Raw genomic sequence first — 26501 nt, 5'->3', positions numbered from 1 at the left:
CAGTTCCTAGGGACGTACGGGTGGCGACGGGAACGCCGCGAGCGTAGTGGGGACGGCGGCAACGGTCGTCGCGGGAGGGGGCTCGACGTCGAGGTCCTTGCTGAAGGGGTCGGCGAGCGGGGGAACCGCGGCGGCAGGGGCGGGCGCGGGGAGCGGACCGGGAGGAGGCACCCGGAACAGGCGGAGCGCGTACTGCGTGACCTCGGCGAACGTCGGGGCCGACACCGTGCCCCCGTAGTACCCGTGCGTCGGCTCGTCGAGGACGACGATCGCCGAAAGGCGCGGCGCCTCGGCGGGAACGAACCCCGCGAACGTGGCCACGTAGGCGCCCTCCTGGTAGCCGCCGCCGCCCTCCCTGGGCTTCTTCGCCGTCCCGGTCTTGCCCGCGACCGAGTAGCCCTTGATCTGCGCCTGGGTTCCCGTGCCGACGCGCGTCACCTCGGTCAGCATGGCCGTCACCTGTTGCGCGGTGCGCGCCGACACCACCCGGTGGCGCGCCGAGGGCTTGGTCTCGTGCGAGACGCCGTGCGTGTCGACGGTGCGCTTCACCAGCTTGGGCGCCACGTAGATCCCGCCGTTGGCCACGGTGTTGTACGCCCCGAGCATCTGCAGCGCGGTCACCGCCAGACCCTGTCCGATGGGCACGGTGCCGATCGACGGCCCCGTCCAGGCGTCGGGCGCGATCAGCAGTCCCGCGGATTCACCCGGGAAGTGCAGCGCGGTCCGTGTCCCGAGGCCGAACGCGCGCAGGTAGCGGTCCAGACGCTGCTTGCCGAGGTCCTTGCCGATCATGATCGTGCCGATGTTCGACGAGTTGGCGACGATGTCGGTGACGGTCCAGCTCTTGGGCTCGTGTTGGTCGTGGTCCACGAACCGGCTCCCGCCCACGTTCATGTGGTCCGGCACGACGAACTTGTCAGTGGCCCGCACGACGCCTTCCTGGAGCGCGGCCGCGATCGTGATGACCTTGTTCACCGAGCCCGGTTCGTAGACGCTCGTCACGCCGAGGTTGTTCGCGGCCGGCCGCGCGGGCGTTCCCGGAGCGCCGGCCACCAGGCTGGCCATCGCCAGCACCTCACCGTTGCGCGGGTCCATCACGATGGCGGTCCCGCCCTTCGCCGCGCTCTCCTGGATCTTGGACGCGAGCGCCTGCTCGGTCTCGTACTGGAGGGAGCGGTCGAGGGTGAGCACGAGGTCGTCGCCGCGCCTCGACGGCCGGTGCTCGCGCACGCCGGACGCGATCTCCCGTCCGCTCGGGTCGCGCTCGACGAGGAGGTCCCCCGGGCTGCCCTTGAGCCGGTGCTCGAACTGCAGCTCGAGCCCGGTGAGGCCGTTGTTGTCCACGCCGACCTGGCCGAGCAGGGTGGCGGCGAGGTCGCCCGCGGGTTGGAAGCGCTTCGGCTCGTGGAGGAAGGCGATGCCAGGCAGTCGCAGCGCGGCGACGCGGTTGGCGACGGTGTCGTCCACCTTGCGGGCCAGGTAGGTGAACGTGGTGCTCGAGCTCAGGCGGTCGCGGAGCACGCCTTCGTCCGCCCCGAGCACCGGCGCCAGCGCGCGCGCCTCCGCCGCGGGATCGGTGACGAGGCGAGGGTTGGCCCACACCGTGCGCTGAGGCATCGTCATGGCGAGCGCGGCGCCGTTGCGGTCGAGCACGGAGCCGCGCTCGGCGGGCAGCTGCACTCGCCGCAACCGCTGCGACGCGCCCAGGTCCGCGTACTGCCGCCACGACACCCCCTGCACCAGCGTCAGCCGCACGGCGATCGCGGCGAAGGCCAGCGCCATCACGACGAGGAGGACGACGAGGCGCCGCCGCGGGACCGACGAGTGCCTCGTCCCGGGATGGCCACCTGCACGCCGAGGCGCGCCCGGGTGCGACCTGGTCCGCGGCAGGGGACGTGTCCGCGGCAGCGGCCGGGCCGCGGGGCGGAGCGGTGGCGACCGGCGGGTGCGGGTCGCGTCGGTCACCGGGAGCCCGGGGGCCCCGGTGACAGATAGGTCACGCCGGCGGGCGGCACCATGCCCTGCTGGCGGGCCGCGGCCACGATCCACCCCGGCGACTCGAGCTCCGCGACAGAGAGGCGGAGCCGCGCGTTGCGCGCCTCCTCCGACGACGTCTGCGAACGCAGGCGCTCGAGGTCGAGCTGACCCTCGGTGAGCACGACGTGGAAGGCCACCACCCCGAAGAGCGATGCACACACGAGCAGCACCACCGCCGATACCGCCAGCCGCCGGCGGCGGCGGCGCGCACCCGCGCCCGGCTCGTCACCGACGATGCGCAGGTCAGGCTGCGGACGCGCCGTCCCCGCCGGATGCAGCGCGCGCTCGGCCGCGACCGCCGCGCTCCGGTACTCACTCATGACGGGTGGCACCGGCCGCGGAACCTCATGCGGCGTCCCCGTCGGGACCGGGCTCGGCCTGCGCCACGGGGAGCTTCTCGCACGCGCGCAGGCGTGCGCTCTCGCTGCGCCGGTTGGCGGCGACCTCCGCGGCCGACGGGCGTCGGGCGCGGCGGCCCAGGAGGCGGACCGTGGCCTGCGCCCCGCACACGCAGGGAAGGCCGGGCGGACAGCTGCAGCCGCCGGTGGCGGCGCGGGTGAAGCGCTGCTTGACGATGCGGTCCTCACCGGAGTGGTAGGCGAGGACGGCGCACCGGCCGCCGGGCACGAGCACGTCGATCGCCTGATCGATGGCATCGGGCAGGAGCCGCAGCTCGCCGTTCACCTCGATGCGGACGGCCTGGAACGTCCGCTTGGCGGGGTGTCCACCGCGCCGGCGCGCCGGTGCGGGGATGGTGGCGCGGATCACCTCGACCAGCTCCCCGGTCCCGTCGAGCGGGCGAGCGGCGACGATGGCGCGCGCCAGGCGGCGGGCGAAGCGCTCGCCACCGTGCTCGTACAGCACGCGGGACAGCTGGTCCTCGGCGTAGCCGTTGACGACATCGGCCGCGGTGAGCGACTGCCGGACGTCCATGCGCATGTCGAGGGGCCCGTCCGCCCGGTAGCTGAAGCCGCGCTCGGGTCGATCGAGCTGTGGGGAGCTGACTCCCAGATCGAACAGCGCACCGCTGATGTCCCCACCTGTCCCCGTCTCATGTCCAAGCTCCTGCAACGTCGTCGTGATCTCGTCGAACGGGCGCCGGCGGAGGACCACCCTGTCCGCGAAGCCGGCCAGCGCTCCCGTTGCCGCGTCGACGGCCTCGCCGTCACGGTCGAGGCCGACCAGCCGCAGGTCGGACCGGGCCTCGAGGAGCGCCCGTGCGTGGCCGCCTGCGCCGACGGTCGCATCGACCACCACGCCCGGAGGCACCGTCCGCATGATCTCGACGACCTCGTCGACCATCACCGGCCGGTGGAGGAACGCCTCGCTCATCCGCAACCCCCCGGCCGCGACACCGTCGGGATGTGTGCCCCGATCGATCTGATGGAAAGCGGGCGGAGTAGGGGCCTTTCCACCTCGCCGACCGGGGGGTTGCGCATGAGCGGACGTTCCCACGTCCCACTCGTCTCTGTTGTACGCGCGTCGCTGTGCGCGCGGTGTCTGCTCGCTCTTGGCGACTTCCTCCTCGTCAGATGCGACTCGGACCTTCGACCAGCACCTCGTCACCCGACTCCTCGCGCTGTTGCCAGCGCTCGACGTCCCAGATCTCGATGCGGTCGAACTGACCGCTGATGACGACGTCGCGCTGGAGGCCGGCGAAGGCACGCAGGCTGGGCGGGATGGCGATGCGGCCCTGCCGGTCGAGCTCGCGGCGCTCGGCGGTTGCGAAGAAGTTCCGCACTCCTGCACGCGTGCGCTGCTCGCCGGTGCGCCGCATCTGGGCCATCTCCTGGGCGCGGGCCTCGAAGTCCTCGAGCGGCCAGACGGCGATGCAGCCGTCGACCTCCTTGGTCATCACCGCGCCGCCCTGGAGCTCGTCGCGGTACTGGGACGGGAGGATGACCCGCCCCTTATCATCGACGGCGTGACGGTTCTCACCGAGGAACACGACGGGCGCCTAACCCGCGCCGTTCCCGGCGGCGTCGTGCGGGGAGCCCGTCCAGCCCCACCGCCCCACCGTCTGCTCCACCATCTGCCGCACCGACTGCGCACCTGACCCCCCGACGCCCGAATCCCCTCCACCTGTCACCACTTCGGCCCACCATAAGCCCCCACACTCCACCCAGTCAACCCCTTTTGCCCCACCGCGCCCTGCCCGTTCGCACGCGCGCCGCCGCCCTCGCGGGTCGGGCGGTGGCCGAGGTGTCGCGTCGGGCGCGCGCCGGCGGCGGGTCGGTGATCGGTGGGCGGGTGATGCTCGCGATCGACCCGCGGGCGCTCGAGCGGCTCGCGGCGGGCCAGGTCGTCGCGCTGGTCACCGGCACGAACGGCAAGACGACGACGACCCGGCTGCTCACGGCGGCGATGCGCGCGCGAGGCCCGGTCACGACCAACGCGGCCGGGGCCAACCTCGTGAGCGGGCTGGTGAGCGCGCTGGCGCGTCACCCGGCGGGCGCGGCGGCCGTGCTCGAGGTCGACGAGGGCCTGCTGCCCCAGGCCGTCGCGGCCGTGCACCCCGCAGTCGTGCTGCTGCTGAACCTCAGCCGTGACCAGCTCGACCGCACCGGCGAGGTGCGCATGCACGCGCAGCGGTGGCGGGCCGCGCTCGCGGGCTCACCGGCGACGCACGTCGTGGCCAACGTGGACGACCCCCTGGTCACCTGGGCGGCGCGCCCTTCGGCGCGCGTCACGTGGGTGGGCACCGGTCAGCGCTGGCGGCTCGACGCGGCGTCGTGTCCCCAATGCGGCGCGCGCATCCTCTGGGACGAGCCGCCGGAGGACGGGTGGGCGTGCTCCGTGTGCGACCTCCGGCGCCCGGCGGCCGACATGTGGCTCGACGGCGACACGCTCGTGCTCGCCGACGGCCTGCGCCTCGACGTCCGCCTCAGCCTCCCGGGGTGGGCGAACCGGGCCAACGCGGCGATGGCCGTCGCCGGCGCGCGTGAGGCCGGCGCGGACGCAGAGGCGGCGTTGCGCGCGATGGCCGACGTCGCCGACGTGGCCGGGCGCTACCAGGTCGTCGCGTTGGACGGCGGTGTGCGAGCCCGCCTCCTCCTCGCCAAGAACCCCGCGGGGTGGGCGGAGGCGCTCGACCTGCTGCGGCCCGCGCCGCTCCCGGTCGTCGTGGGAATCAACGCCCGCATCCAGGACGGGCGCGACCCATCGTGGCTGTGGGACGTGCCCTTCGAGCGTCTCCGGGGCCGATTCGTGGTGGCGACCGGCGAGCGGGGCCGTGACCTGGCCGTGCGCCTCCACTACGCGGAGGTCGAGCACCGGTTCGTCGCGGACGAGCTCGAGGCGATCCGCTGCGCCGCCGCGAGCGCGCCGGCCAGCGCCGCGGGAGTGGACGTTGACGTCGCCGCCAACTACTCGTCGTTCCAGCAGATCCGCAAGGCGGTCGGGAGCGGCGGGTCGCGAGAGGAGAGCGACCGTGGCCCCTGAGGCGGTCACCGTCGTGCTGCTCTATCCCGAGCTGCTCGGCACCTACGGCGACGGCGGCAATGCGGTCGTTCTCGCCCAACGGCTGCGCTGGCGCGGGCGACGGGCGGAGATCGTCGAGGTCACCGCGGGCGAGCCGGTCCCCGAGTCGGGCCAGCTCTATCTCATGGGCGGGGGGGAGGACGGCCCCCAGGCCCTGGCCGCGCGGGAGCTCACGGCCAGTCGGGCCCTGCACCGCGCCATCGACGGTGGCGCCGCCCTGCTGGCGGTGTGCGCCGGCTTCCAGGTCGTGGGCCACCGGTTCGTGGGTCCCGACGGCGAGCCCCACGCCGGGCTCGGCCTGCTCGACTGCGTCACGAGCCGCGACACGGGCGCCCGCCGCGTCGGCGAGGTCGTCACGGTTCCCGACCCGTCCATCGACGTGCCCCGGCTGACGGGTTACGAGAACCACCAGAGCGTCACCGCTCTGGGAAGGGGTGTGCGCCCGCTCGGGCGGGTCGTCGTGGGCGCGGGGAACGACACGGGCGACCGCAGCGAGGGGGCGATCGCAGGCCGCGTGGTCGGCACCTACCTCCATGGCCCGGTGCTGGCGCGCAACCCCGCGCTCGCCGATCACCTCCTCGCGTCGGTGGTCGGCGACCTCGAGCCACTCGACGACGCCGAGGCCGAGGTGCTCAGGAAGGAGCGGCTGACCGCCGCGAGTCGCGAACGCCGGTAGCCGTCACACCGTCGCGGCGGCCAGCTCTCGCGACAAGGCGGCCTCCAGCTGCTCGAGCTCGACGCCGACCCCGGTCGCGACGGAAGGCAGCTCGGCGGCCGCCGCCTCACGCTCGTCGTCCGGCAGCGCCAGCACCGCGAGCAGTGCCCGTGCGTCCCACGCCCGCAACGCGGCGCAGTGGAAGCGTGCGCCCGCGCGCGTGCGCCGTTGCGAGATGCCCACGACCTTGCGCCCGCCGACCAGCACCTCGCCGGGGCCGACGCCTGCGAAGCACACGAGGCGCGACCACCGCGTCTCCCGCAGCGGACCGTCGTGCCAGCGCGCATCGACGCCGAGCGCCCGCAACGACGACGTCCAGACGGGGCCCAACCAGCGAAAGGCGCGTCCGACGTCGTCGGTCCAGAGCGGGTCTCCGGCCGGCACGAACACGTCGGCCCACAGCAGCTCGCCGGGGCGCACCAGCACGGCGCCGCCACCGCTGCGCCGGCGCGCCACGGCGAGGCCGGCCGAGTCGGTGCGCGCCCGGTCGACGACGTCGTCGGGCTGCGTGCTGCCGAGCACGACGGCCGGCGCGGTCACCGCGAGCAGCGACAGCGTGCGCCGGGCGGTGCGCGGCGCGGGCCGGGCGACGAGCTCGGCCGCGGGTGCGGTGGCGCGCTCGACCCGCCACGCGCGGGTCAAGCGGACAGCGCGGCGCCCGGTTGGAGGTACGGCTCCCAGTGGGGGTGCACGGTTCCCACCGCGACGATGACCCAGGTGAGCTCGCGTGGCGCCATGGGCTTGCGCCGGAGGACGAAGCCGACCTCGTGGAGAAGCCGGTCCTCCTTGCGCGTGTTGCACGGTCGACAGGCCGCCACCACGTTCTCCCACACATGCTCGCCACCCCGACTGCGCGGGACGATGTGGTCGATGTTCTCCGCGTTGGCTCCGCAGTACTGACAGCGGTGGCCGTCGCGCACGAACACCGCGCGCCGGCTCAGGGCGGCGCGGGCGCGGAACGGCACCTTCACGAAGTACGTCAGCCGGATGACGGACGGCACCGCGAACGCCCGGCGCTCGGAGTGGAGCTCGGCGTCGGTCGCGTGGAGCACCTCGGCCTTCTCCTTCAGGACCAGCACGACCGCGCGCCGCACCGGGACGACGCACAGCGGCTCGTAGGTGGCGTTCAGAACGAGCGCCTTCGCCATGCCGCTACTCCGGCGCTGGTGGGACGTGCATTGGCAGCGGAGGTTACCGCAGGACCCGTCGGAACCCCCTACACCAGTGCAGGTAGCTAACGACGTCAGCGGGCACGGGCTCGCGGTCGGGGTCGCCATAGGCGGTCTGCAGCCGGAACCGCAGGTAGGCGGGGTCGGGGACAGGGAGGAACGGGCGCCGGCGCCACCACCCGGGCTGTGCGAGACGCACGACTTGGGCGACCGCGACCCCCCACAGCGCGGGACGGGCGAGCACTGCGACCGCCGCCCGCGCCAGCCACGCCGCGCCCATCACGGGAGAGCCGCGCGCCCCGGCAGTCAACGTCTCTGCCCCATCACAACCGGCCGACGCTCCGCCATCCCACCGCGGCCGCACCCACGAGCGGGCCGTCACCGCCGAGGCCGGCGGGGACGATGCGCGCCCGGCGCGAGAAGTCGAGCCGGGCACGCGCGTGGAGCTCCTCCTGGGCGGCCGCGAAGAACGGCGCCCCGAAGCCGAGCGCGACCGATCCCGCAACCACCGCCAGCGGGAGGTCGAGCAGGTTCGCCACCGATGCGACCGCCCGGCCGACCAGCCGGCCGGTGCGCGCCACCACCTCGGGCCCCGCCTCGACGGCGGGGCGCCCGGTCGCGGCGGCGATGCTCGGGCCCGACGCCTCCGCCTCGAGGCAACCCCGCGCGCCGCAGGCGCACGGCCTCCCGTCGGGCTCGACGATCACGTGCCCGATGTGCCCGGCGTTGCCGTCGGCGCCGTCGAGCAACCGACCGTCGAGGACGATCCCGCCGCCGACACCCGTCGACACCACCATGGCGATGAAGTCGCGCGCCCCGGCAGCCGCGCCCTTCCACCCTTCGCCGAGGGCGAGCGCCTTGGCATCGTTGTCGACGAACGTGGGCAGGCCCGTGCTCGCGCCGAGCCGGGCCCGCAACGGGAAGTCGCGCCACGCGCCGATGTTCAGCGGCGACACGGCCTCCCCGCCGGCGGTCATCGGTCCCCCGCAACCGACACCGCAGACCACGGCGTCGGTCGAGCCGGCCGGGCCGCGGACCGCGTCGAGCAGCGTGAGCACGACGTCGAACACCGCATCGGGGTCGGTGGACGCCGGTGTGGGCGCGGTCGCGGAGGTCAGCAGCCCTCCCGCCGCGGTGACGAGGCCGGCGGCGAGCTTGGTGCCGCCGATGTCGAGCGCGAGCGCCACGTCCACCCCGTCGACCGTACAGGCGAACCTCAGCCGGGCGTGTCACGCGGGTCACCAGAAAGAACCTTCCGGCGCGACCGAACGTCTCATGCGACGGTAGCCTGTGGCGTTCGCGGGCGTTGGCGAGGGAGAGGAGTCCAGCGTGGCCAGGGAGCCGGCCGTGGCGCGCGGGGTGGCGTCGTTCTCCGACCGTTTCGAGGCGGTCGTCGACAACGTGGCGCGTGTCATCCAGGGCAAGGACGAGGCGATCGCGCTCGCGTTCACCTGCCTCGTCGCCGAGGGGCACCTGCTCATCGAGGACGTGCCCGGCGTCGGCAAGACCAGCCTGGCGAAGGCGCTGGCCGCCAGCCTGGAGTGCACCTGGGGGCGCATCCAGTTCACCCCCGACCTGCTCCCGTCCGACGTCACGGGCGTCACCGTCTACAGCCGGGCGACGGGCGAGTTCGAGTTCCGGCCGGGCGGCATCTTCCACAACATCGTGCTCGGCGACGAGATCAACCGCGCCTCGCCCAAGACCCAGTCGGCGCTCCTCGAGGCCATGGAGGAGGGACAGGTCACCGTCGACAACAAGACGTACCGGCTCGACCCCCCGTTCATGGTGATCGCGACCCAGAACCCGATCGAGCACGAGGGCACCTACCCGCTCCCCGACAGCCAGCTCGACCGCTTCCTCATGCGGATCCACATGGGCTACCCCGCGCGCACGGCCGAGATCGCCATCCTCGACACGCACGGCACCGCGACCGTGGTGGTCGACGACCTGAAACCCGTGGCCACGGTGGCCGACGTCGAGACGATGATCGCGATGGCTCAGTCCGTGCACGTCGCGCCCAGCCTGAAGGGCTACATCGTCGACCTCGCCGAGGCGACGCGGAACCATCCCGACCTCGCCCTCGGCGTGTCACCGCGCGCCGCCCTCGGGCTGCAACGCGCGGCTCGGGCACGTGCCGCCGCGTCGGGCCGCGACTACGTGGTGCCCGACGACCTCAAGCTGCTCGCGGCACCCGTGCTCGAGCACCGGCTGGCCCTCACGCCCGAAGCGCAGATGCGCGGCGTCAGTCGCAACGAGCTGCTGACCGAGGTGCTCGGGCGGGTGCCGGTGCCCAGCGGCCGCGCCAGCGCGCAGGGGTAGTCGATCATGTCGACCGAACCGTGCTGACCAAGTCGTGCTGACGCGGCGCGGCTGGCTCCTGGCGTCGGGCGCGGTCGCGCTGCTCTTCGCGGGCCGGATGCTCGGGATCCTCGAGCTGTTCGTCCTCGCGGCCGCGTCCGGCGCGCTCGTGCTCGGCGCGCTGGTGCAGGTGCGGTTGACCACAGTGCGGCTGCGCGCCACGCGACACCTGCACCCGACGCGTGTGTTCGCCGGCACCGACAGCCGCGTCGAGCTGGAGCTCGCCAACCGGGGCGCGCGCGCGACACCGGTGCTCACGGTCCGCGACCCGTTCGACCGAGGGCGCCGGCAGGCACGCTTCATGCTCGGGCCGCTGAAGCCCAACACGTCGTCGCGCGCCGCCTATCGCCTGCCCACCGATCGCCGGGGCGTGTTCGAGATCGGGCCGCTCGAGATCACCAACCTGGACTCCTTCGGGCTGGCGTCGATCCGCCAGGTCGTGGCCGCCGCGACCGAGCTCACCGTGTACCCCGCGCTCGACGCCATCGTGCCGCTCCCCCAGACCCAGGGCCACGACCCGCTGGCCGGGGCCGACCACCCGACGGCGCTCGGCGTGGCGGGTGAGGACTTCTACGCCCTGCGCGCGTACGAGATGGGCGACGACCTGCGCCGGGTGCACTGGCCGTCGACCGCGCGGGTCGACGAGCTCATGATCCGCCAGAACGAGATGCCGTGGCAGGGCCGGGCCACGGTGCTGCTCGACACGCGCGCGCAGGCGCACGAGGGAGATTCGCTGGAGGTTGCCGTACGGGCGGCCGCGAGCGTCGTGAACGCGTGCTGGCGTCAAGGCTCGCTCGTCCGGCTGGTGACCACCGACGGCACCGACTCGAGCTTCGCCGCGGGCCAGGCGCACGTCGAGGCGATCATGGAGCGTCTGGCGATCGTGCGCGCCGCACGCGGCGACCGCCTGGCGAGCGTGCTGGGCGGACTGCGACGTGCCGGCAACGCGGGTGCGATGGTCGCGGTGCTCACCGCGAACGTCCCGGGTGAAGAGCTCGAACGGCTGGGCCGCTTGCGCGGGCGCTTCGGCTCGTTGTCCCTCGTGCTCATCGAGCGCTCGGCTTGGGACCCCGATGCCACGACGCGCTCGTCGCGCTCGTCGCCGCCGGTGACCACCCTCGTGCGCGTCACGGGCGATCAGCCGTTCGCCGCCGCATGGAACCGCGCCTTCGCGGGTCGTCGCACCGCGACGGCGTCGCATTCGGGTTGGCGTCCGTGAAGCCCGCCGGACGCGGTCTCGTACGCGACCGTGAGCTCTCGGTGGCGCCGGAGCTGGCGCTGACCGCGCTCACGATCGGTGCGGTCGTCTCGTTCGGCCGTCTGTTCGAGGACGGTCGCTTCTTCGGGCCCGTCTTCGCCGCCGCGGTCTGCTCGCACGTGGTGGCGTGGTTGGGTCGGCGGCTCGGCCTCGGACTGCCCGCCGCCGCGCTGCTGTCGTTGGTGGCGGGCGCCATCGTCCTCGTCTGGGTCATCGAGCCGTCGACCACCACGTACGGCATCCCGCGGGGCGCGAGCTGGCACGCGGTGGGCCGCGATCTGCGCGACGCGTGGCGTCGCTTCGGCGACGTCGTCGCCCCCACGCCCGCCACCGTGGGCTTCGTCGCCGCCGCCGTCGTCGGTGCCTGGGCCGCGGCCTTCCTCGCCGACGCCGCCGCCTTCCGGCTCCCGGCCACGTTCGAGGCGGTCGTCCCCTCGCTCACCCTCTTCGTCTTCTCGTCGGCGCTCGGGCCCGACAAACACCGCGTCCTCTACACGATCGTGTACCTCGCGGGCGTGCTCGTCTTCGTCCTCGTGAGCACCGCCACCCGAAGAGCCGAGACGACATCGTGGTTCGCAGGCCGGCGCGGAGGTGGCGCGAGCACGATCGCGCAGGGCGGAGTCCGGCTCGCCACGGCCGGGGTCGTGGTCGCCGCGCTCGTCGGACCCGCGCTGCCGGGAGCGCACAGCGCGTCCCTCGTCCAGTGGCGTCACCACGACGGCAACAGCGGCCCGCGCAACCGCGTCACCGTGAGCCCGCTCGTCGACATCCAGTCGCGACTGCTCGACCAGGGCACGACCGAGTTCTTCACGGTCAAGACCACCGGCGCGGTCCCGCGGTACTGGCGCCTCACCGCGCTCGACGACTTCGACGGGACGATCTGGAAGTCGTCGAACAGCTACAAGGGCGCGAACGGGCGCTTGCCGCGGGGCGAGCCGAGCAAGGCTCCCGAGACGACGCTGCGGCAGGATTACAGCATCCAGGAGCTGTCGAGCATCTGGCTGCCGGCAGCGGTGCAGCCGGAGCGGCTGACCGGCCAGTCCGGAGCCCGCTACGACGAGGAGTCGGGGAGCCTCATCAGCTCGACCGCCAACGGCAACGGCCTCACCTACACGGTCGTGTCGAGGATCCCCCGGTTCTCGGAGGCCGACCTGGCCCGCGTGCGGAGCGCCGTCCCGCGACGGATCGCGGACCGCTACCTCCGGCTGCCCCGCGGCTTCCCCCTGAAGGTGATCCGCGAGGCCGAGCAGGTCACGGCCGCGGCGACCACCCCGTACCGCAAGGCGCTCGCGCTCCAGGCGTACTTCCGGTCGTCGCGGTTCACCTACAACGCGAGCGCCACGCTCGGAACCGACGAGACGGCGATCGAGCAGTTCCTGTTCAAGACGCGGAGCGGCTTCTGCCAACAGTTCGCCGGCACGTATGCGGCCATGGCCCGGGCGGTGGGACTGCCGGCGCGGATCGCGGTCGGGTTCGTTCCCGGCCTGTTGCAGAAAGACGGCTTCCACGTGCGCGGGAAGGACGCCCACGCGTGGCCCGAGGTCTACCTGTCCGGCTACGGATGGGTGCCGTTCGAGCCCACACCGGCCGACGGGCGGGGCCTGCCGGGCGGTGACACGTACGCAGGGACGCCCGTGTACCAGGCGAGGACCAGCGACGATCCGGCAGCCACGGCCACGTCCACCCCGCCGACCACCGTGGCGCCGGCCGCCGGGTCCTCCTCGAACCGCAACATCGAGGGCCTCAACGTCGGGGGCGCCGGCTCGACCGGGGCCGGCGGGCACCGGCCGTGGTGGCGGCACCCGCTGGTGATCCTGATCGTGCTCGCCGGGCTCGCCACCGCCGGGCTCACCGGGGTGCCGGTCGTGCGGGCGCTGCGCCGCAGGCAGCGGCGGGCCGCGGCCGTCACGCCGCAAGCGCGCGTCCTCGTGGCATGGGAGGAAGCCGAGGAGATCCTCGCGGTGGCCGCCGGGCTTCCCCGGCGCCCGGCGGAGACCCCGCTCGAGTATGCCGCCCGCGTGGCGGCGGCCGCACCGCTCGACGCCGGGCTGCTCGCCGGGCTCGCGCGCGACACGTCGGCCGCCGGCTTCTCGTCCACAGGCGTCGACGACGGGATCGCGGACCGCTCCGAGGCGACGGTCGCCCAGATGCGGCGGACCCTGCTCGACCGGGCCACCCGCGTGCAGCGGGTCAAGTGGTCGGTCGACCCGCGGAACCTGCGGTGAGGATCAGTCCTCGGGCTTGAACCGGCGGCGGATGCGCTTGCCCGCGTCGCCGAAGTACTCGCGCAGGTTGCCGGCCCGCATGGTCTCGGTGACCTGCTGCCAGCCCGCCTTGCCCATCCGGCGCAGGTTACGTTCGAAGACCACCGCGCAGGCGAACATCGCGAGGAACCCGGCGATGCCCAGCCACGTCCGCGACGCGAACGACACGATCATGAGGGCGAAGCCGGCAACGAAGCCCAGGGCCGCCCACTTCAGGTTGCGTCCGGCGTGGCTGTAGACGGTCGTCGAGCCGACGGCGCGGGCGAGGTCGGGGTCGTGCTCGTAGAACTGCTGCTCGATCTCCTGGAGGATTCGCTGCTCGTCCTCAGACAGCGGCACGGCAACCCCTCGTGACTCTCGCCCTCTTAGTTCGATGGCCCCTGACCCGAGCCATCTTGGCACAGCCTCAGCGGCTCAACAACGCGATGCCCACCGGCCTTCCCTGCCTGGCGGAGCGGTAGACGGCGTCCGCCAGGCGGTGGGCGGCGAGGCCTTCCTCGAGGCCCGGCCGAGGCGCGCGCCCGGTCGCGATCGCGTCCAAAAAGGCCCGGTTGGCCTCCGCGTAATGGGAGACGACGATCATCGTGGAGTCGTCCGACCACGGGAGCGCGGTCACCCAATCGGGCGGCGGGCACGGGCGCACCTCCGTCCCGGCGGTCGTCTCCACGTGGAGCGGGCCCGAGAAGTCGTCGTCGAGCCAGACCAGGCCTCGCTCGCAGAAGACCTCGACCCGGCGGCCCGACGGACGGGTGAGCACGTCGTGCCAGACGCTGACCAGGGCCGCCGTGGCACCGGACGCGAACGACAGCAGGGTCACCGCGACGTCCTCGATCTCGTCGTGGCCCGCGTAGTTGGCCGTGCGGGCGGTCACCTCAGTGACCTCGCCCAGGCAGTGGCGCAGGACGTCGAGGTCGTGGATGGAGTGCTCGAGCAAGGTGCCACCGCCGGCCACCGTGACATCGCCGCGCCACGTCGACGCGTAGTGGCCCTGGATCGGGAAGAACTGGTCGTCACGGAAGCTGACGGCCATGGGCCGGCCCAGCACGCCCGACGTCACCTCCTCGCGCAGCGCCACGAACACCGGCGAGGTACGGAGGACCAGACCCACCTGGGCGGGCACCCGCGCGACCGCGGCCGCGTGCGTCAGGGCCTCGGCCTCGGCGAGCGTGGGTGCGAGCGGCTTCTCGCAGAAGATCGCAACCCCGCGACCGGCCGCCGCCTCCACCAGCGGCAGGTGGCTGCTCGTCGGCGTGCACACCCAGACCGCGTCGACCCCGTCGAGCAGCGCGTCAGCGTCGGCCGCCACATCGGCTCCATGGGCGCGAGCGAACGCCTCCGCCCGGGCCGTGTCGATGTCGTGGGTGGCCACCACGGCCGCGTCGACGAGCCCAGCCTTGATGATCGCCTTCAACGAGCGCGAGTGCGCCTGCGCGATCGTGCCGCAGCCGACGATGCCGATGCGCGTCGTCACCCGTCGCGCCGATCCTCCGGCCCGGCCGGGCCGTGCTCGTGGCTGTGCCCGTCGCCGGCGGGGCCGGCCGGGCCCCATTGCGTGTCGCCTTGGCGCTTCACGCGCAGGCCGGCGTCGTCGACGAGCGTCGCCGGGCCCACGGCCCGGTCGCCGAAGCGACCGCGGATCCGGTCGACGGCGGCCGTGACACCGCGCTGCTCGTCGCCGTCGTCGAGCGTGAGCTGGCGCGTGCGCTGGTCGATCAGGTTCGACACGCTGACGCCGAACAGCCGGACACCCGGCGATGGATCGACGTGCTCGAGCAAGCCGGCAGCCACGCGCGCGATGTCGGGCCCGGTGTCGACCGCGCTGGGCACCGTGCGCGACCGCGTGATCGTTCGGAAGTCGTGGAAGCGGACCTTGATGTTCACCGTGCGCCCGGCCAGCTCGTGCTTGCGCAGCCGCGACGCCACTGAGTCGGCCAGACGCACGGCTTCTCGCTGCAACGTCGCGAGCTCGTGGTGATCACGTGCGTACGTCTCCTCGTGACCGATGGACTTCGCCTGATGGTCGGGCTCGACCGCGCGCTCGTCGTGCGCCCATGCGAGTTGATGGAGGTGATGGCCGACGGCAGGTCCCAAAGCCGTCACCAGGGTGGCCTCCGGCAGCGCGGCCAGATCGCCGATGGTGCGCACGCCGAAGCGGTCGAGCCGCCGGCGCGTGGCCGGGCCCACCCCCCAGAGGGACTGCACCGGCAACGGATGGAGGAAGGCGAGCTCCTCTCCCGGCGCCACCACCACGACGCCCCGGCCCGGACGGGTGCCGCTTCGGTCGGCGCGCGGCTTGGCCGCCTCGGAGGCGAGCTTGGCCACGAACTTGGTGGTGGCGACGCCCACCGACGCGGTCAGACCGACGTGGTCGTGGATCCGCGCCCGGATGGCCGACGCGATCGCGGGCGGCTCACCGAAGAGCCGGCGCGCGCCCGACACGTCGAGGAACGCCTCGTCCAGCGCGATCCCCTCGACGAGCGGCGTGAACGACCTGAACACCTCGTGGATGCGCCGGCTGTAGTCGCTGTAGAGCTCGTAGCGGCCGGCGAGGAACACCGCGTGCGGACACAGCCGCCGGGCGCGCGTCGACGGCATGGCGGAGTGCACGCCGTGCACGCGCGCCTCGTAGGAGCAGGACGCGACGACACCCCGATCGCCCGTCCCACCAACGATCACGGGCCTGCCCCGCAACGCGGGGTCGTGCAACACCTCGACCGACGCGTAGAACGCGTCCATGTCGACGTGGAGGACGGTGGCGTCGCGGCGCCGGCGGCTGTCGTCGCTCACACGCGCACGACCACGATCGAGCGGCGGTCGGCGCCGCTGATCTCGTAGCGGAAGCCGCGCCGGGCATCGAGGCCCCAGCGCTCGCCCAACCACTCGGCCAAGGGCTCGACCACCCACGGGTGCGCGCCGTCGAGGAGCGTGGAACAGCCGTCGACCGATACGAACCGCGCGTCGACCACGATCCCGTCGGGATCGTCGACGTGCAGCGCGCCTTCGTAGGCGACCGCACGATGCACCTCGACGCGCAGATGCCAGTCGAGGTCGGGTGCGAGCGCATCGACCTCGTAGAGCGGGCCCTCCCACTCGGTGACGACGAGACCGGTCTCCTCGTTCACCTCACGGGAGAGCCCGGCGTGCACCGTCTCGCCGCGGTCGATGACACCCCCGGGCGTTGACCAGTCGTGCGACCCGTCGCGCCTGCGGTTGCGCACCATCAGCAACCCTTCGGGCCCTTCGATGAGGGCGCCGGCCACGAGCCACTCACGCACGACCGCAGTCTGGCAGCATGAGCGACCGTGCATCGCAACGTCAGGGCGGTGGTCGAGGCAGGCCGGGCGCTCGGGGTCGACATCCACCCACGGGACTTCCCCGACTCGACGCGATCGGCGGCCGACGCCGCGCTCGCCATCGGCGTCGACCTGGGCCAGATCGTCAAATCGCTGGTCTTCAGCGTCGACGGCGAGGTCGTGGTGGCCCTGGTGAGCGGCGACAACCTGCTCGACGAGAAGAAGCTGGCGACGCGCGCCGGCGGCGAACGGGCATGGCGCGAGGACGCCGACACCGTCCGCGACGCCACCGGGTTCCCGGTGGGTGGGGTGCCGCCGTTCGGACACCGCGAGCCGTTGCGGGTCTTCGTCGACGAGGACCTGCTCGACTACGACGAGCTCTGGGCCGCGGCGGGCACGCCGCACGTCAACTTCTCGATCACGCCCTCGGAGCTGGTGAAGGCGACGGGCGGGCTCGTGTGCGACCTCGCCAAGCGGCGGTAAACCTTCAGGCGCTCAGGCGTCGGGGCCGGGTCGCAGTCGGGTGCGGAACAGGTCGAGCACCTGTTCGAGCGCCTGACGCGTCGGGTGGTCGGGGTCGTCGGCCACCAGCTCCTCGGTGAGCACGGAATGCGCGTTGCGCTTGATCCCCCACGCGTTGCCGGGTGACGAGTCGATCTCCACCGTCACGACCCCGTCGCCCAGCTCGTCGCGCAGCCGTTGGAACCGGTCGGCGGGCACCAACTTGTCGCCCGTGAAGCGGAGCGCGAGCACGCACAGTCCGGGCTCGTCTCCGCGGCCGGCCTCGGACGCGCGGACTCGTTCCTTGACGCGCGCCAGGTCGTCGTCGGAGACGCCGAGGTCGCGACGGTGGGCGCGCGTGAGGCCGAACGGAAGCGACGGCTGGCTGAGCACCGGGGCCATCACCGTCTCGTCCACCATCATCGCCAGCGCGAACCCGCCGGTGAAGCACATGCCGACCACACCCACGCCGGGACCGCCGAGCTCCGCGTGCACCGCGCGCGCCAGCGCGCGCAGCCAGTTGGTGATCGGGCTCGTGCGTCGCAGGGCCATGGTGGAGAACTCTCGTGAGATGCAGCCCCACGAGACGCTGCTCAGCACGTAAGGCACCGACACCTCGCGTCCCGGCTCGCCGAACACGTGGGGCAGCACGGCCGTGAACCCGTCGCGGGCCACGATGCGGCCGAAATCGGCAACGCGCGGCGTGATGCCCGGCATCTCACTGATCACGATGACGCCCGGCCCGCTCCCGATGCGGTAGACGTCGCGGGTCTTGCCTTCGGCGGTGAACTCGGTGCGCTCGAAGTCGGCGAGGACGTCGACGGTCGGTGTCATCGGGGCAACCTAGCGCGACACCATACGGTCGACGCCGTACGATCCTCGTCCATGCAACCCGAGCCGTCGCCATCGGCCCTCCCGTCCGTGGCTGCCCGTGCGCTCGCGTTCGCCGCGATCCTCGTCGCGGGCGTGAGCGGCGGCCTGATCGGCTACGCGGTGGTGCGCGTGCAGTGCAAAGGCGACTGTGCGGTGCCGAACGGTCTCGGTGCGTTCGTGGGTGCCGTCGTCGCCGCCGCCGGCGTGGCCGTGATCGCCACCCTCGTCCTGCGGGCCATGGGTGAATGGCGCACGATCAAGGAGGGCGAGCCCCCCGAGCCGATCGGGTAGTCCGTCACTCCGCGAGCCAGAGACGCCGGAAGCCCTCGGCATAGCGCACGCCCGCGACCCGGCCGCTCTCCTCGGCCCGATCGCGCAGGAAGTCGCGGAACCACTCGTCGGTCGTCGGCAGCTGGCTGCGGTGGCAGAAGAGGGCGTCGACCTTGGTCTCGAGCGTGGCGGTCACGTCGACCCAGACGTTGGGCTCGAGCGTGCCCGACATGAGCACGCGAGGCACCGCGTGCACGCCGCCGAACCCCGGGAAGTAGTGCGGGCTGCCCGCCATCGGCGCGGCCGCGTCGAGGGTTGCCCAACCCGTGATCCGGTGGTCGTGGTGGTTGTAGTAGCGGTCACCGAAGAACACCGCGGTCGGGTCGGGGCAGACGAGCACCTCGGGGCGCAGCCGTCGGATCAGCTCGACGATGCGCGACCGCACGGCGGGTGTGTTCTCGAGCTCACCGTCGTCGATCCCGAGCTGGTGATGACCCGCGAGCCCGAGCACACGCGCCGCGGCCGCCATCTCCTCGGCCCGCAGCACCGCCAACTCGTCGGCGTCGACATCGGGATCGGACGATCCCTTGTCGCCACGCGTGGCGACCAGCACGTGCACCTCGGCCCCCGCGCGCGTCCAGCGCGCGAGCGTGCCCCCGCACGACACCTCGGGATCGTTTGGATGGGCGTAGACGGCGAGGGCCGAGACCGGCGCCTCGTCGACCAGCTCGGGCATGGAGAAGCAGCGTACCTGGAGGGGCAGCGTGCTCAGGCCGCGGACAGCGCCTTACAGGCCCGCTCGATGCCATGGTCGTCGACGTCGAGATGCGTCGCCATCCGGAGCACGCCGGGAGCGATCGCGCCGGCAAGCACGCCGTCGGCCCGGAGCCGGTCGAGCACCGCGGAAGCCCGGGGGTGGCGCCAGATCACCATGTTGGTGCGCGCGGTGTCGGGGTCGAGCCCCGCCTCGGGCCAGCGCTCGGCCACGCACTCGGCCAGCCGCCGGGCGCGCCGATGGTCGTCGTCGAGGCGCTCGACCATCGTCGTCAGCGCAACCAGCGCGGCCGCCGCGATCACGCCCGCCTGCCGCATGCCGCCACCGAGTCGCTGACGGGTCGCCCGCGCCTCGGCCATGACGTCGGCGGGACCGGCCAGCAACGAGCCGACGGGCGCGCCCAGGCCTTTCGACATGCAGCACATCACGGTGGTGGCGCACCTCGCGTACGCGGCCGCGGGCGTGCCCGTCGCGACTTCGGCGTTGAAGAGCCGCGCGCCGTCGAGGTGAACCGGCAGGCCGCACGCGGCGACGGCCTCGAGCCGCGCGAGCGGCCAGGGCGCCCCGTTGGCAGGCATGTGCGTGTTCTCGACGCACACGAGCGACAGCTTCGGGTAGTGGTGGTCGGCCGCGCTCACCGCCCACGCGATATCGCTCGCCGAGAGCGTTCCGTCGTCGTCGTCGACGATCGTGAACTGCACGCCCGCGTTGTACGCGGCGGCGGCGTTCTCGTAGACGACGACGTGCTGGCGCCGGCCGGCGACGACGCCGGTGCCCGGTCGGGTGAGGAGGCGCAGCGCGAGCTGGTTGCCCATCGTGCCCGAAGGCACGAACAGCGCCGCCTCCTTGCCGACACGCGCCGCGAACGCCTCCTGCAGCGCGTTGACGGTGGGATCCTCGCCGTACACGTCGTCGCCGACATCGGCCTCGGCCATGGCGCGCCGCATCTCGGGCGTGGGCCGGGTGACCGTGTCGGAGCGGAGGTCGACGAACCCGTCGGTCATCGCGCCGAGGCTAGACACCTCTAGGGTGGAAGCGTGACCGATACCGGCGCGGGCACCACCGGCGGCGCCGATCAGCGAACCCTCCTCGACCTCGCGGTGGGGCTCGCCCGCGACGCGAGCTCGGTGCTCGGTGAACGGCGGTCACGTCGCCACGTCGTGAGCACCAAGTCGAGCGGCACCGACATGGTCACCGAGGTGGATCGCGCGTCGGAGGCGCTGATCGTCGCCGGGCTGCGGGCGGCCCGACCGCACGACGCCATCGTCGGTGAGGAGGGTACCGCCGACACCGGCACGAGCGGCGTGCGGTGGCTCGTCGACCCGCTCGACGGCACGACGAACTACCTCTACGGCTACCACGCGTACGCGGTCTCGATCGCGGCCGAGGTCGACGGCGAGGTCGTGGTCGGTGTCGTCGCCGACGCGTCCAACGGCGAGGTGTTCACCGGCGCCCGCGGGTCAGGCGCGCAGTGCGACGGTGTGCCGCTCGACGTCGTCGACCACGCGGAGCTGGCCACCGCGCTCGTCGGCACCGGCTTCTCCTACCTCGCCGATCGCCGGGCGCGTCAGGCGCAGGTGCTCACCGCCGTGCTCCCCGCCGTCCGCGACGTCAGGCGCGCGGGCTCGGCCGCGCTCGATCTCTGCTGGCTGGCAGCGGGGCGCCTGGACGCGTTCTACGAGAAGGGCCTCGCCCCGTGGGACTTCGCGGCGGGCGCGCTGATCGCGACCGAGGCCGGAGCACGCACCGGCGACCTCGAGGGCGGCGCGCCGTCGACAGAGTTCGTCCTCGCCGCCGCGCCGTCGGTGTTCGAGCAACTCCGTGCCGCGTTGGTCGCCGCGGGCGCGGGCGACGCGTAGCCTGGCGAACCCGGACATATCTCCCCTTCGCCCGCCGGTCGTCATCCATCCGCCGCGGCTCAGCGAATAACACACCGAAGTCCGCAAAGGGGAGGGGATCGCAGTGAAGGCGACATCCGCCGAGTTGTTGCGACGCGCCCGAAAACCCGTGCTCGTCACGACGGTGACCGCGCTCGGCCTCGCGCTCGGCGTCGGCGGCGCCCTGGTGCTCTGGCGCGACAAGGGCGACGGCTCGGCGAAACCGGTGCCCTCCGCGAAGAGCATCCACCTGCCCCGGTCCGTCGCCCACCCCGGCCCCCGCCCGATCACGGGCGACCCGGCGCCGGTCCCCGCGGTGGAACCGGCAACCGCGGCCGAGGCCCTCACCGACTTCTTCCAGGCGCAGGCCGCCAAGCAGGCCGGCGCCTCGTACGCGCTCATCACGACCGACAGCCGCCGGCACTTCCCGTCGTTGAGCACCTGGGAGACGAGCGCCGTCGACCGCCTGGTGCCCACGACCTTCGAGCTGGGCGCCGAGCACGCGGCCGAGGTCGACAACGGGCAGGCGGTCGACATCGAGGTGAACGCGACGCACGCGCCCGCGCTCGACACCTTCAGCGGGCTCGTACCCGGTCGCGCCCAGGAGACGTGGCGGGTCTGGCGCGAGAACGACCATTGGCGCGTCGACCCCGAACCGGTGAAGGCCGTGCCGGTGCTGCCGGTCGATCAGGCGGCGCAGGACGTCGTGCGCGCGTGGGTGGCGCGGATGGAGGCGTGCGACACGGGCGGGGCGCGCTCCCTGCAGCTGAGCTCAATGCTCTACGGGCCCATCCAGCTCGGCCAGGCGCCGTGCAAGGAGCAGGGCGCGTGGCAGGTCGGCAGCACCACCAGATTCGACGCGGCCCCCGACAACGGCACCTATGTGGCCGCCTTCGGGCCGGGCGTCGGCTCGTGGGGTCGTCTCGTGCCGGTGAAGGGCCCGCGTTCGCATTTCTTCGCAGCCGTCGGGCCCCTGGGCGACGACTGGCGCGTTCTCGGTGTGTTGGTCGACGGCGCGGACGGATGAAAGGGGGTGATCGTCCGAGCCGGTGCTGAGGGACCCCGGTCTCGCGTCGGGGCGCGTGTCCCTGTTCTCTGAAACCCGTTTTCTGAAAGAAGGAGGAGCTGCAGTGCGGAACTACCGAAAACTGCTGCTGGTACCGGCCCTCGGATTGGCCGGCCTGCTGGCATCAGTCGTACCGGGACAGACGTCGAGCCACCGGGAAGCGCCTCGCATCAGCGAGGACCCCCTGGCGGACACGACCGATCTGTACGCCTTCGTGAGCCCGGACCGTCCCGACACGGTGACGTTCATCGCCAACTGGATCCCGTTGGAGGAGCCGGCGGGCGGACCGAACTTTTTCAAGTTCGGCGACGACGTGCGTTATCGCATCAACATCGACAACAACGGTGATGCCGCCGACGACATCATCTACGAGTGGCGCTTCACCACCAAGGTGGTGAACCCCAACACGTTCCTCTACAACACGGGGCCGATCACCAGCCTGAACGACCCGCACTTCAACATCCGGCAGTACTACTCGATCGCGAAGATCCAAGGTGACTCGCGCAAGATCATCGGCGAGGGCCTCGCCACGCCGCCGGTGAACATCGGTCCCCGCTCGACGCCGAACTACGAGGCGTTGGCTCGGTCAGCCGTCTACGACCTGCCGGGTGGCTACAAGTCGTTCGTCGGACAGCGCGACGACCCGTTCTTCGTCGACCTGGGATCGATCTTCGACCTCGGTGGCCTGCGCCCGTTGAACTCCGCGCACGCGCTGCCGCCGAAGACGACCCAGCCGGGTGTCGACGGTGTGGGCGGATTCAACACCCACACGATCGCCCTGCAGGTGCCCATCACCGAGCTGACTCGGGACGGCAAGCCGGCACGCGGCCTGAACGTGGCGACGACGACGTCCCGACACGACGGCGAGGGTGACGACGACGGCGACGACGATCACGGCGACAAGGGCGACACCGGCCCCAACTCGATCATCGGTGTGTACTCCGAGACCCAGCGCATGGCCAATCGCAGCCTGAGCGAGCGTGACCCGTTCGTGCGGCAGTCGGGCGAGTGGGTCAACGTGTCCCGCCTCGGGGCCCCGTTGGTGAACGAGGTCGTGATCCCGTTGGGCAAGAAGGACCGCTTCAACGCATCCGAGCCCGAGGACGACGCCCAGTTCCTCGGCAACGTGACCAACCCGGAGCTGGCGGGCCTCATCCCGGCCCTCTACCCGGGGGTCAAGGTGCCGCCGAACCCACGCAACGACCTGGTCGCGGTGTTCCTCACCGGGATCCCCGGTCTCAACCAGCCGCCGAACGTCAGGCCGTCGGAGATGCTCCGGCTCAACATGGCGATCCCGCCGGTGCCCCTCAAGTCGGGGAGTGACCCCTTCGGCAACGAGAACCACCTCGGGGTCATCGCGGGTGACAACGCCGGCTTCCCGAACGGCCGACGACTCGCCGACGACGTCACCGACATCGAGCTGCGCGCGCTCGCCGGTGGCACGGTCCTGACACCGGACTTCAACAGTGCGCCGAACAACATCCTGGGCGACGGGGTCAACAAGAACGACCTTCCGTTCCTCGCCCGGTTCCCGTACGTGGCCACGCCCCACCAGGGCTACGACCACACGCACCACGCCGTCGGCTCCACGACCACGTGCTGCTGACTGACACCGCTGCACACCCGACGGAGGGGGCCCGGGCCACCGGGCCCCCTTCCCGGGACTCTGCCGCCCAGCCCCCTCGACGGGGGGCCTGGCGGCGAGGGCTGGCGGCCACGCTCGTCGTGGCCGCCGTCTTCGGGCTCCTCCTCGGCCGCTTCATCGTGGCCGGGCGCAACGACCATCCCGTGCCGGCGCCTGCGCCGCCGAGCGACCGGACCAGCGCCGAGGCGCGCGTCGCCCGCCTGCAGTCGCAACTGCGCGCGCAACCCGACAGCCCCGCGCTCCTCACCCAGCTGGCCGACGCCTACCTCGTGCGCGCCCGCGAGACCGCCGACCCGACGTACTACAACAAGGCCGACCAGGCCGTGGCGCGCAGCGCCGCCCTCGCGCCCGACGACGGCCACACGCTGACCACGGCTGCCTTTCTCGACCTGGCCCGCCACAACTTCGGCCGCGCCCTCGAGCGCGCCACCCGCGCCCACGCGCTCAACCCCGACGACCCCGATCCGCTGACGGCCATCTTCGATGCGCACATCGAGCTCGGCCAGTACGACGCGGCGGCCACCACCGTCGACGAGATGTTGAGCACGCGTCCCGCGCTCGCGAGCTACGCACGCCTCTCGTACCTGCGCGAGCTGCGCGGTGACACCCCTGGTGCCATCGGCGCCATGACGGAGGCAGTGGAGGCAGGTGCGGGGTCACCCGACGACCGCGCCTACGTCCTCGTGCTGCTCGGCGACCTCCACCTCGGACGCGGCGACCTCGCCGTGGCCGAGGCGAACTACCTGCGGGCCGAGCGCGACCACCCCGACTACGGGCCGGCCGAGGTCGGCCGGGCACGCGTGGCCGCGGCGCGCGGCGACCTCCAGGGTGCGGCCGACCGGCTCACGGCCACCGCGAACCGCCTCCCGCTCCCCGCCACGGTCGCGTTGCTCGGTGACGTCCTCGACGCGATGGGCAGGCCGTCCGACGCGGCCCGGCAGTACGACCTGGTGCGCGCCATCGAGTCGCTCAACCGCGCCAACGGCGTGTCGGTCGACTTCGAGCTGGCGCGCTTCGATGCCGACCATCTCGGCGACGCGGGCGCCAACCCCGCCGCCACCGTCGCCCAGGCGCAGGCGGCGCTCGCGGCGCGTCCGACGATCTTCGCCGAGGACGCGCTGGCCTGGGCCCTGCGCGGCGCGCGACAACCGGCCGACGCGCTCCCCCATGCGACGGCCGCGGTGCGCCTGGGCACCCAGCAGGCACTGCTCTGGTACCACCTGGCGGTCATCGACGCCGACCTGGGCCGTACGGCGGACGCACGGGCCCACCTCACGCGCGCGTTCGGGATCGACCCGCACATCAGCGTTCGCGACCTGCCGGCGGCGCAGGCGCTGGCAACGCAGCTCGGGGTGGCGCGGTGAGGTCGGTCCGCCGCCTGCTGGCGCTGGGCGCGGTTGGGGTCGTGGCCGTGCTGGTGCCTGCGGCCCCTGCGTCGGCCCACCCGCTCGGGAACTTCACGGTCAACGAGTACAGCGGCTTGCGCGTGCAACCCGATCGGGTGCTCCTCGACCTGGTCGTCGACATGGCGGAGATCCCGACGTTCCAGAGCCGGAGCGACTACGACACCAACGGCGACGGTCGCACCGACCCGGCCGAGGCGACGGCGTACGGCAACCGCGCGTGCGCGCAGCAGGCCGGCCGGCTGAGGCTGCAGCTCGACGGGGCGCCCGCGCCCGTGCGGGTGGTCAGCAGCGGGCTGCGGTTCCCGCCCGGGCAGGGCGGGCTCGTCACGTTGCGCCTCACGTGCAACCTCGTCGCCATGAGCGGTCTCCTGCGCGGCGAGCACCGGCTCGACTTCCACAACGCCAACTTCACCGACCGCGTCGGGTGGCACGAGATCACCGCCGTCGGCGACGGCGCCACCCTCGTGGCGAGCACCGTGCCCCGGAACAGCGTGAGCCGCCAGCTGACCGCATACCCCAACGACCTGCTGCGGTCGCCGCTGAACCAACGGGCGGCATCGCTGAGCGTGCGCCCCGGCGGTGCCCGCTACTCGGGGCCAGCCGCCAAGCTCGTCCTGCCGGGTGCCGCGCTCCCCCGCGGCATCGACCAGGCGACCCGGTCGTTCACCGACCTCGTCGCCCGGCACGACATCAGTGTGGGCTTCGGCGTGCTGGCGTTCGCCATCGCGCTCTTCCTCGGCGGGCTCCACGCGCTCGCGCCCGGGCACGGCAAGACGGTGATGGCCGCCTACCTCGTGGGCCAGCGGGGCTCGATGCGCCAGGCCGGCCTCGTCGGCCTCACGGTCACCATCACCCACACGCTCGGCGTGATGGTGCTCGGCCTCGTGCTCTCGACGAGCGCGGTGATCGCGCCCGAGCGCCTGTACCCGTGGCTGGGCCTGGCGAGCGGGGCGCTGCTGGCTGGGGTCGGCGGCGGCCTGTTGACGCGCGCGCTGCGCGCCCGGCGCGAGCGGGCCCGCTCGCACGCGCACGACCACCCGCCCCACGAGCATGCGCACCACGACCACGTCTCGCATGACCACGAGCACCCGCACCACGAGCACGCCCCCCATGCCCACGGCGGACGGGTCCACTCCCACGCGCCCGTCGACCCCGACCGCCCCCTGCACTGGCGCAGCCTGGTCGCCATGGGCTTCGCCGGGGGCATGGTGCCGGCGCCGTCGGCCCTCGTCGTGCTCCTCGGCGCGATCGCGCTGGGGCACACGTGGTTCGGCGTCGTGCTCGTCGTCGCCTACGGCATGGGGATGGCGGTCACCCTCACCGCGGCGGGGATCCTCCTCGTCCGGGCGCGCGGCGCGCTCGACCGGCGAGCGGCCCGTCGTGCACGGCCCAGCCGCTTCGGCGACCTGGCACGCGTGCTCCCGGTCGCGACCTCGTCGCTGATCGTCGTCGTCGGGCTCTACCTCGCCGCCCGCGGCGCCGTCCAGCTCTAGTCGACCGACGAGGGAAGATCG

General features: G+C 73.0%; 27 protein-coding genes. 12 read left to right on the top strand and 15 right to left on the bottom strand.

Annotated elements, in window-relative coordinates; all coding sequences use genetic code 11:
- Positions 1-6 precede the first annotated feature (6 nt).
- The 4 genes from E6G06_05535 to mraZ all read right to left on the bottom strand — a co-directional run bounded on the left by E6G06_05535 (position 7) and on the right by mraZ (position 3985).
- Entirely contained in the window at positions 7-1782 is a 1776-nt protein-coding gene (locus E6G06_05535) for a penicillin-binding protein 2 (GenBank protein TML92512.1), read from the bottom strand.
- 179 nt (positions 1783-1961) lie between these two features.
- Positions 1962-2357: a hypothetical protein gene (locus E6G06_05530; protein TML92511.1), complete on the bottom strand. Its 396-nt coding sequence runs from the start codon at positions 2355-2357 to the stop codon at positions 1962-1964.
- 25 nt (positions 2358-2382) lie between these two features.
- The gene (gene rsmH / locus E6G06_05525) at positions 2383-3369 is read right to left on the bottom strand and encodes a 16S rRNA (cytosine(1402)-N(4))-methyltransferase RsmH (GenBank protein TML92510.1); all 987 of its coding nucleotides are present in this window, start codon (positions 3367-3369) and stop codon (positions 2383-2385) included.
- Positions 3370-3565: 196 nt separating this feature from the next.
- Positions 3566-3985, bottom strand: a complete 420-nt coding sequence (gene mraZ, locus E6G06_05520) for a division/cell wall cluster transcriptional repressor MraZ (protein ID TML92509.1) — start codon at positions 3983-3985, stop codon at positions 3566-3568.
- Positions 3986-4173: 188 nt separating this feature from the next.
- On the opposite strand from mraZ, the gene E6G06_05515 reads away from it, so the two are divergent.
- Both E6G06_05515 and E6G06_05510 read left to right on the top strand, forming a co-directional pair.
- The gene (locus tag E6G06_05515; GenBank protein ID TML92508.1) at positions 4174-5478 is read left to right on the top strand and encodes a DUF1727 domain-containing protein; all 1305 of its coding nucleotides are present in this window, start codon (positions 4174-4176) and stop codon (positions 5476-5478) included.
- Positions 5468-6193: a glutamine amidotransferase gene (locus E6G06_05510; protein TML92507.1), complete on the top strand. Its 726-nt coding sequence runs from the start codon at positions 5468-5470 to the stop codon at positions 6191-6193. Before E6G06_05515 ends, E6G06_05510 begins: the two co-directional genes overlap by 11 nt.
- A gap of 3 nt (positions 6194-6196) precedes the next feature.
- Here E6G06_05510 and E6G06_05505 read toward each other — a convergent pair whose 3' ends face one another.
- The 4 genes from E6G06_05505 to E6G06_05490 are packed head-to-tail and all read right to left on the bottom strand — an operon-like array spanning position 6197 to position 8594.
- Entirely contained in the window at positions 6197-7033 is an 837-nt protein-coding gene (locus E6G06_05505) for a hypothetical protein (GenBank protein TML92506.1), read from the bottom strand.
- On the bottom strand, positions 6871-7380 hold the full coding sequence (locus E6G06_05500; GenBank protein TML92505.1) for an HNH endonuclease: 510 nt from the start codon (positions 7378-7380) through the stop codon (positions 6871-6873). The genes E6G06_05505 and E6G06_05500 overlap by 163 nt, the downstream gene beginning before the upstream one ends.
- A gap of 43 nt (positions 7381-7423) precedes the next feature.
- Complete coding sequence (locus E6G06_05495) at positions 7424-7681, bottom strand: hypothetical protein (GenBank protein TML92504.1); 258 nt, start codon at positions 7679-7681, stop codon at positions 7424-7426.
- 43 nt (positions 7682-7724) lie between these two features.
- Complete coding sequence (locus E6G06_05490; GenBank protein TML92503.1) at positions 7725-8594, bottom strand: ROK family protein; 870 nt, start codon at positions 8592-8594, stop codon at positions 7725-7727.
- 166 nt (positions 8595-8760) lie between these two features.
- On the opposite strand from E6G06_05490, the gene E6G06_05485 reads away from it, so the two are divergent.
- The 3 genes from E6G06_05485 to E6G06_05475 are packed head-to-tail and all read left to right on the top strand — an operon-like array spanning position 8761 to position 13242.
- Positions 8761-9720, top strand: coding sequence for a MoxR family ATPase (locus tag E6G06_05485; protein TML92612.1), 960 nt, complete (start codon positions 8761-8763; stop codon positions 9718-9720).
- A 34-nt stretch (positions 9721-9754) separates the two neighbouring features.
- Positions 9755-10978, top strand: coding sequence for a DUF58 domain-containing protein (locus tag E6G06_05480; GenBank protein TML92502.1), 1224 nt, complete (start codon positions 9755-9757; stop codon positions 10976-10978).
- On the top strand, positions 10975-13242 hold the full coding sequence (locus tag E6G06_05475; protein TML92501.1) for a DUF4129 domain-containing protein: 2268 nt from the start codon (positions 10975-10977) through the stop codon (positions 13240-13242). Before E6G06_05480 ends, E6G06_05475 begins: the two co-directional genes overlap by 4 nt.
- Before the next feature lie 3 nt (positions 13243-13245).
- On the opposite strand, the gene E6G06_05470 is transcribed toward E6G06_05475, so the two are convergent.
- Genes E6G06_05470 through E6G06_05455 form a run of 4 tightly spaced genes read right to left on the bottom strand, consistent with a single transcriptional unit; the run spans position 13246 to position 16589 of the window.
- On the bottom strand, positions 13246-13683 hold the full coding sequence (locus tag E6G06_05470) for a DUF3040 domain-containing protein (GenBank protein TML92500.1): 438 nt from the start codon (positions 13681-13683) through the stop codon (positions 13246-13248).
- A gap of 4 nt (positions 13684-13687) precedes the next feature.
- Positions 13688-14830, bottom strand: coding sequence for a Gfo/Idh/MocA family oxidoreductase (locus E6G06_05465; protein ID TML92499.1), 1143 nt, complete (start codon positions 14828-14830; stop codon positions 13688-13690).
- Positions 14749-16017: a DNA polymerase IV gene (locus tag E6G06_05460; GenBank protein ID TML92611.1), complete on the bottom strand. Its 1269-nt coding sequence runs from the start codon at positions 16015-16017 to the stop codon at positions 14749-14751. The genes E6G06_05465 and E6G06_05460 overlap by 82 nt, the downstream gene beginning before the upstream one ends.
- Positions 16018-16064: 47 nt before the next feature.
- Positions 16065-16589: an NUDIX hydrolase gene (locus tag E6G06_05455; GenBank protein ID TML92498.1), complete on the bottom strand. Its 525-nt coding sequence runs from the start codon at positions 16587-16589 to the stop codon at positions 16065-16067.
- Here E6G06_05455 and E6G06_05450 point away from each other — a divergent pair.
- Entirely contained in the window at positions 16584-17057 is a 474-nt protein-coding gene (locus E6G06_05450; GenBank protein TML92497.1) for a YbaK/EbsC family protein, read from the top strand. The two genes, E6G06_05455 and E6G06_05450, sit on opposite strands and share 6 nt — an antisense overlap.
- 12 nt (positions 17058-17069) lie before the next feature.
- Here E6G06_05450 and E6G06_05445 read toward each other — a convergent pair whose 3' ends face one another.
- Entirely contained in the window at positions 17070-17909 is an 840-nt protein-coding gene (locus E6G06_05445) for a dienelactone hydrolase (protein ID TML92496.1), read from the bottom strand.
- A 51-nt stretch (positions 17910-17960) separates the two neighbouring features.
- On the opposite strand from E6G06_05445, the gene E6G06_05440 reads away from it, so the two are divergent.
- Complete coding sequence (locus E6G06_05440; protein ID TML92495.1) at positions 17961-18239, top strand: hypothetical protein; 279 nt, start codon at positions 17961-17963, stop codon at positions 18237-18239.
- 4 nt (positions 18240-18243) lie between these two features.
- On the opposite strand, the gene E6G06_05435 is transcribed toward E6G06_05440, so the two are convergent.
- Positions 18244-18954, bottom strand: a complete 711-nt coding sequence (locus E6G06_05435) for a PIG-L family deacetylase (GenBank protein TML92494.1) — start codon at positions 18952-18954, stop codon at positions 18244-18246.
- A gap of 32 nt (positions 18955-18986) precedes the next feature.
- Positions 18987-19997: an aminotransferase class I/II-fold pyridoxal phosphate-dependent enzyme gene (locus E6G06_05430; protein TML92493.1), complete on the bottom strand. Its 1011-nt coding sequence runs from the start codon at positions 19995-19997 to the stop codon at positions 18987-18989.
- A gap of 33 nt (positions 19998-20030) precedes the next feature.
- Between E6G06_05430 and E6G06_05425 the strand changes: the two genes are divergently transcribed.
- The 5 genes from E6G06_05425 (at position 20031) to E6G06_05405 (ending at position 26480) form a co-directional block, all read left to right on the top strand.
- The gene (locus tag E6G06_05425) at positions 20031-20852 is read left to right on the top strand and encodes an inositol monophosphatase (GenBank protein TML92492.1); all 822 of its coding nucleotides are present in this window, start codon (positions 20031-20033) and stop codon (positions 20850-20852) included.
- Positions 20853-20955: 103 nt separating this feature from the next.
- Positions 20956-21897: a hypothetical protein gene (locus tag E6G06_05420; GenBank protein ID TML92491.1), complete on the top strand. Its 942-nt coding sequence runs from the start codon at positions 20956-20958 to the stop codon at positions 21895-21897.
- A gap of 157 nt (positions 21898-22054) precedes the next feature.
- Positions 22055-23542: a DUF4331 domain-containing protein gene (locus E6G06_05415; protein TML92610.1), complete on the top strand. Its 1488-nt coding sequence runs from the start codon at positions 22055-22057 to the stop codon at positions 23540-23542.
- Entirely contained in the window at positions 23533-24945 is a 1413-nt protein-coding gene (locus E6G06_05410) for a tetratricopeptide repeat protein (protein TML92490.1), read from the top strand. The genes E6G06_05415 and E6G06_05410 overlap by 10 nt, the downstream gene beginning before the upstream one ends.
- Positions 24942-26480, top strand: a complete 1539-nt coding sequence (locus tag E6G06_05405; protein ID TML92489.1) for a nickel transporter — start codon at positions 24942-24944, stop codon at positions 26478-26480. Before E6G06_05410 ends, E6G06_05405 begins: the two co-directional genes overlap by 4 nt.
- Positions 26481-26501 lie beyond the last annotated feature (21 nt).

The organism is Actinomycetota bacterium (assembly GCA_005888325.1).
In the GTDB taxonomy this organism is placed as follows: domain Bacteria; phylum Actinomycetota; class Acidimicrobiia; order Acidimicrobiales; family AC-14; genus AC-14.
The sequence above is the reverse complement of the archived record's forward strand: the minus strand, read 5'-3'. Positions and strand labels throughout refer to the sequence as shown.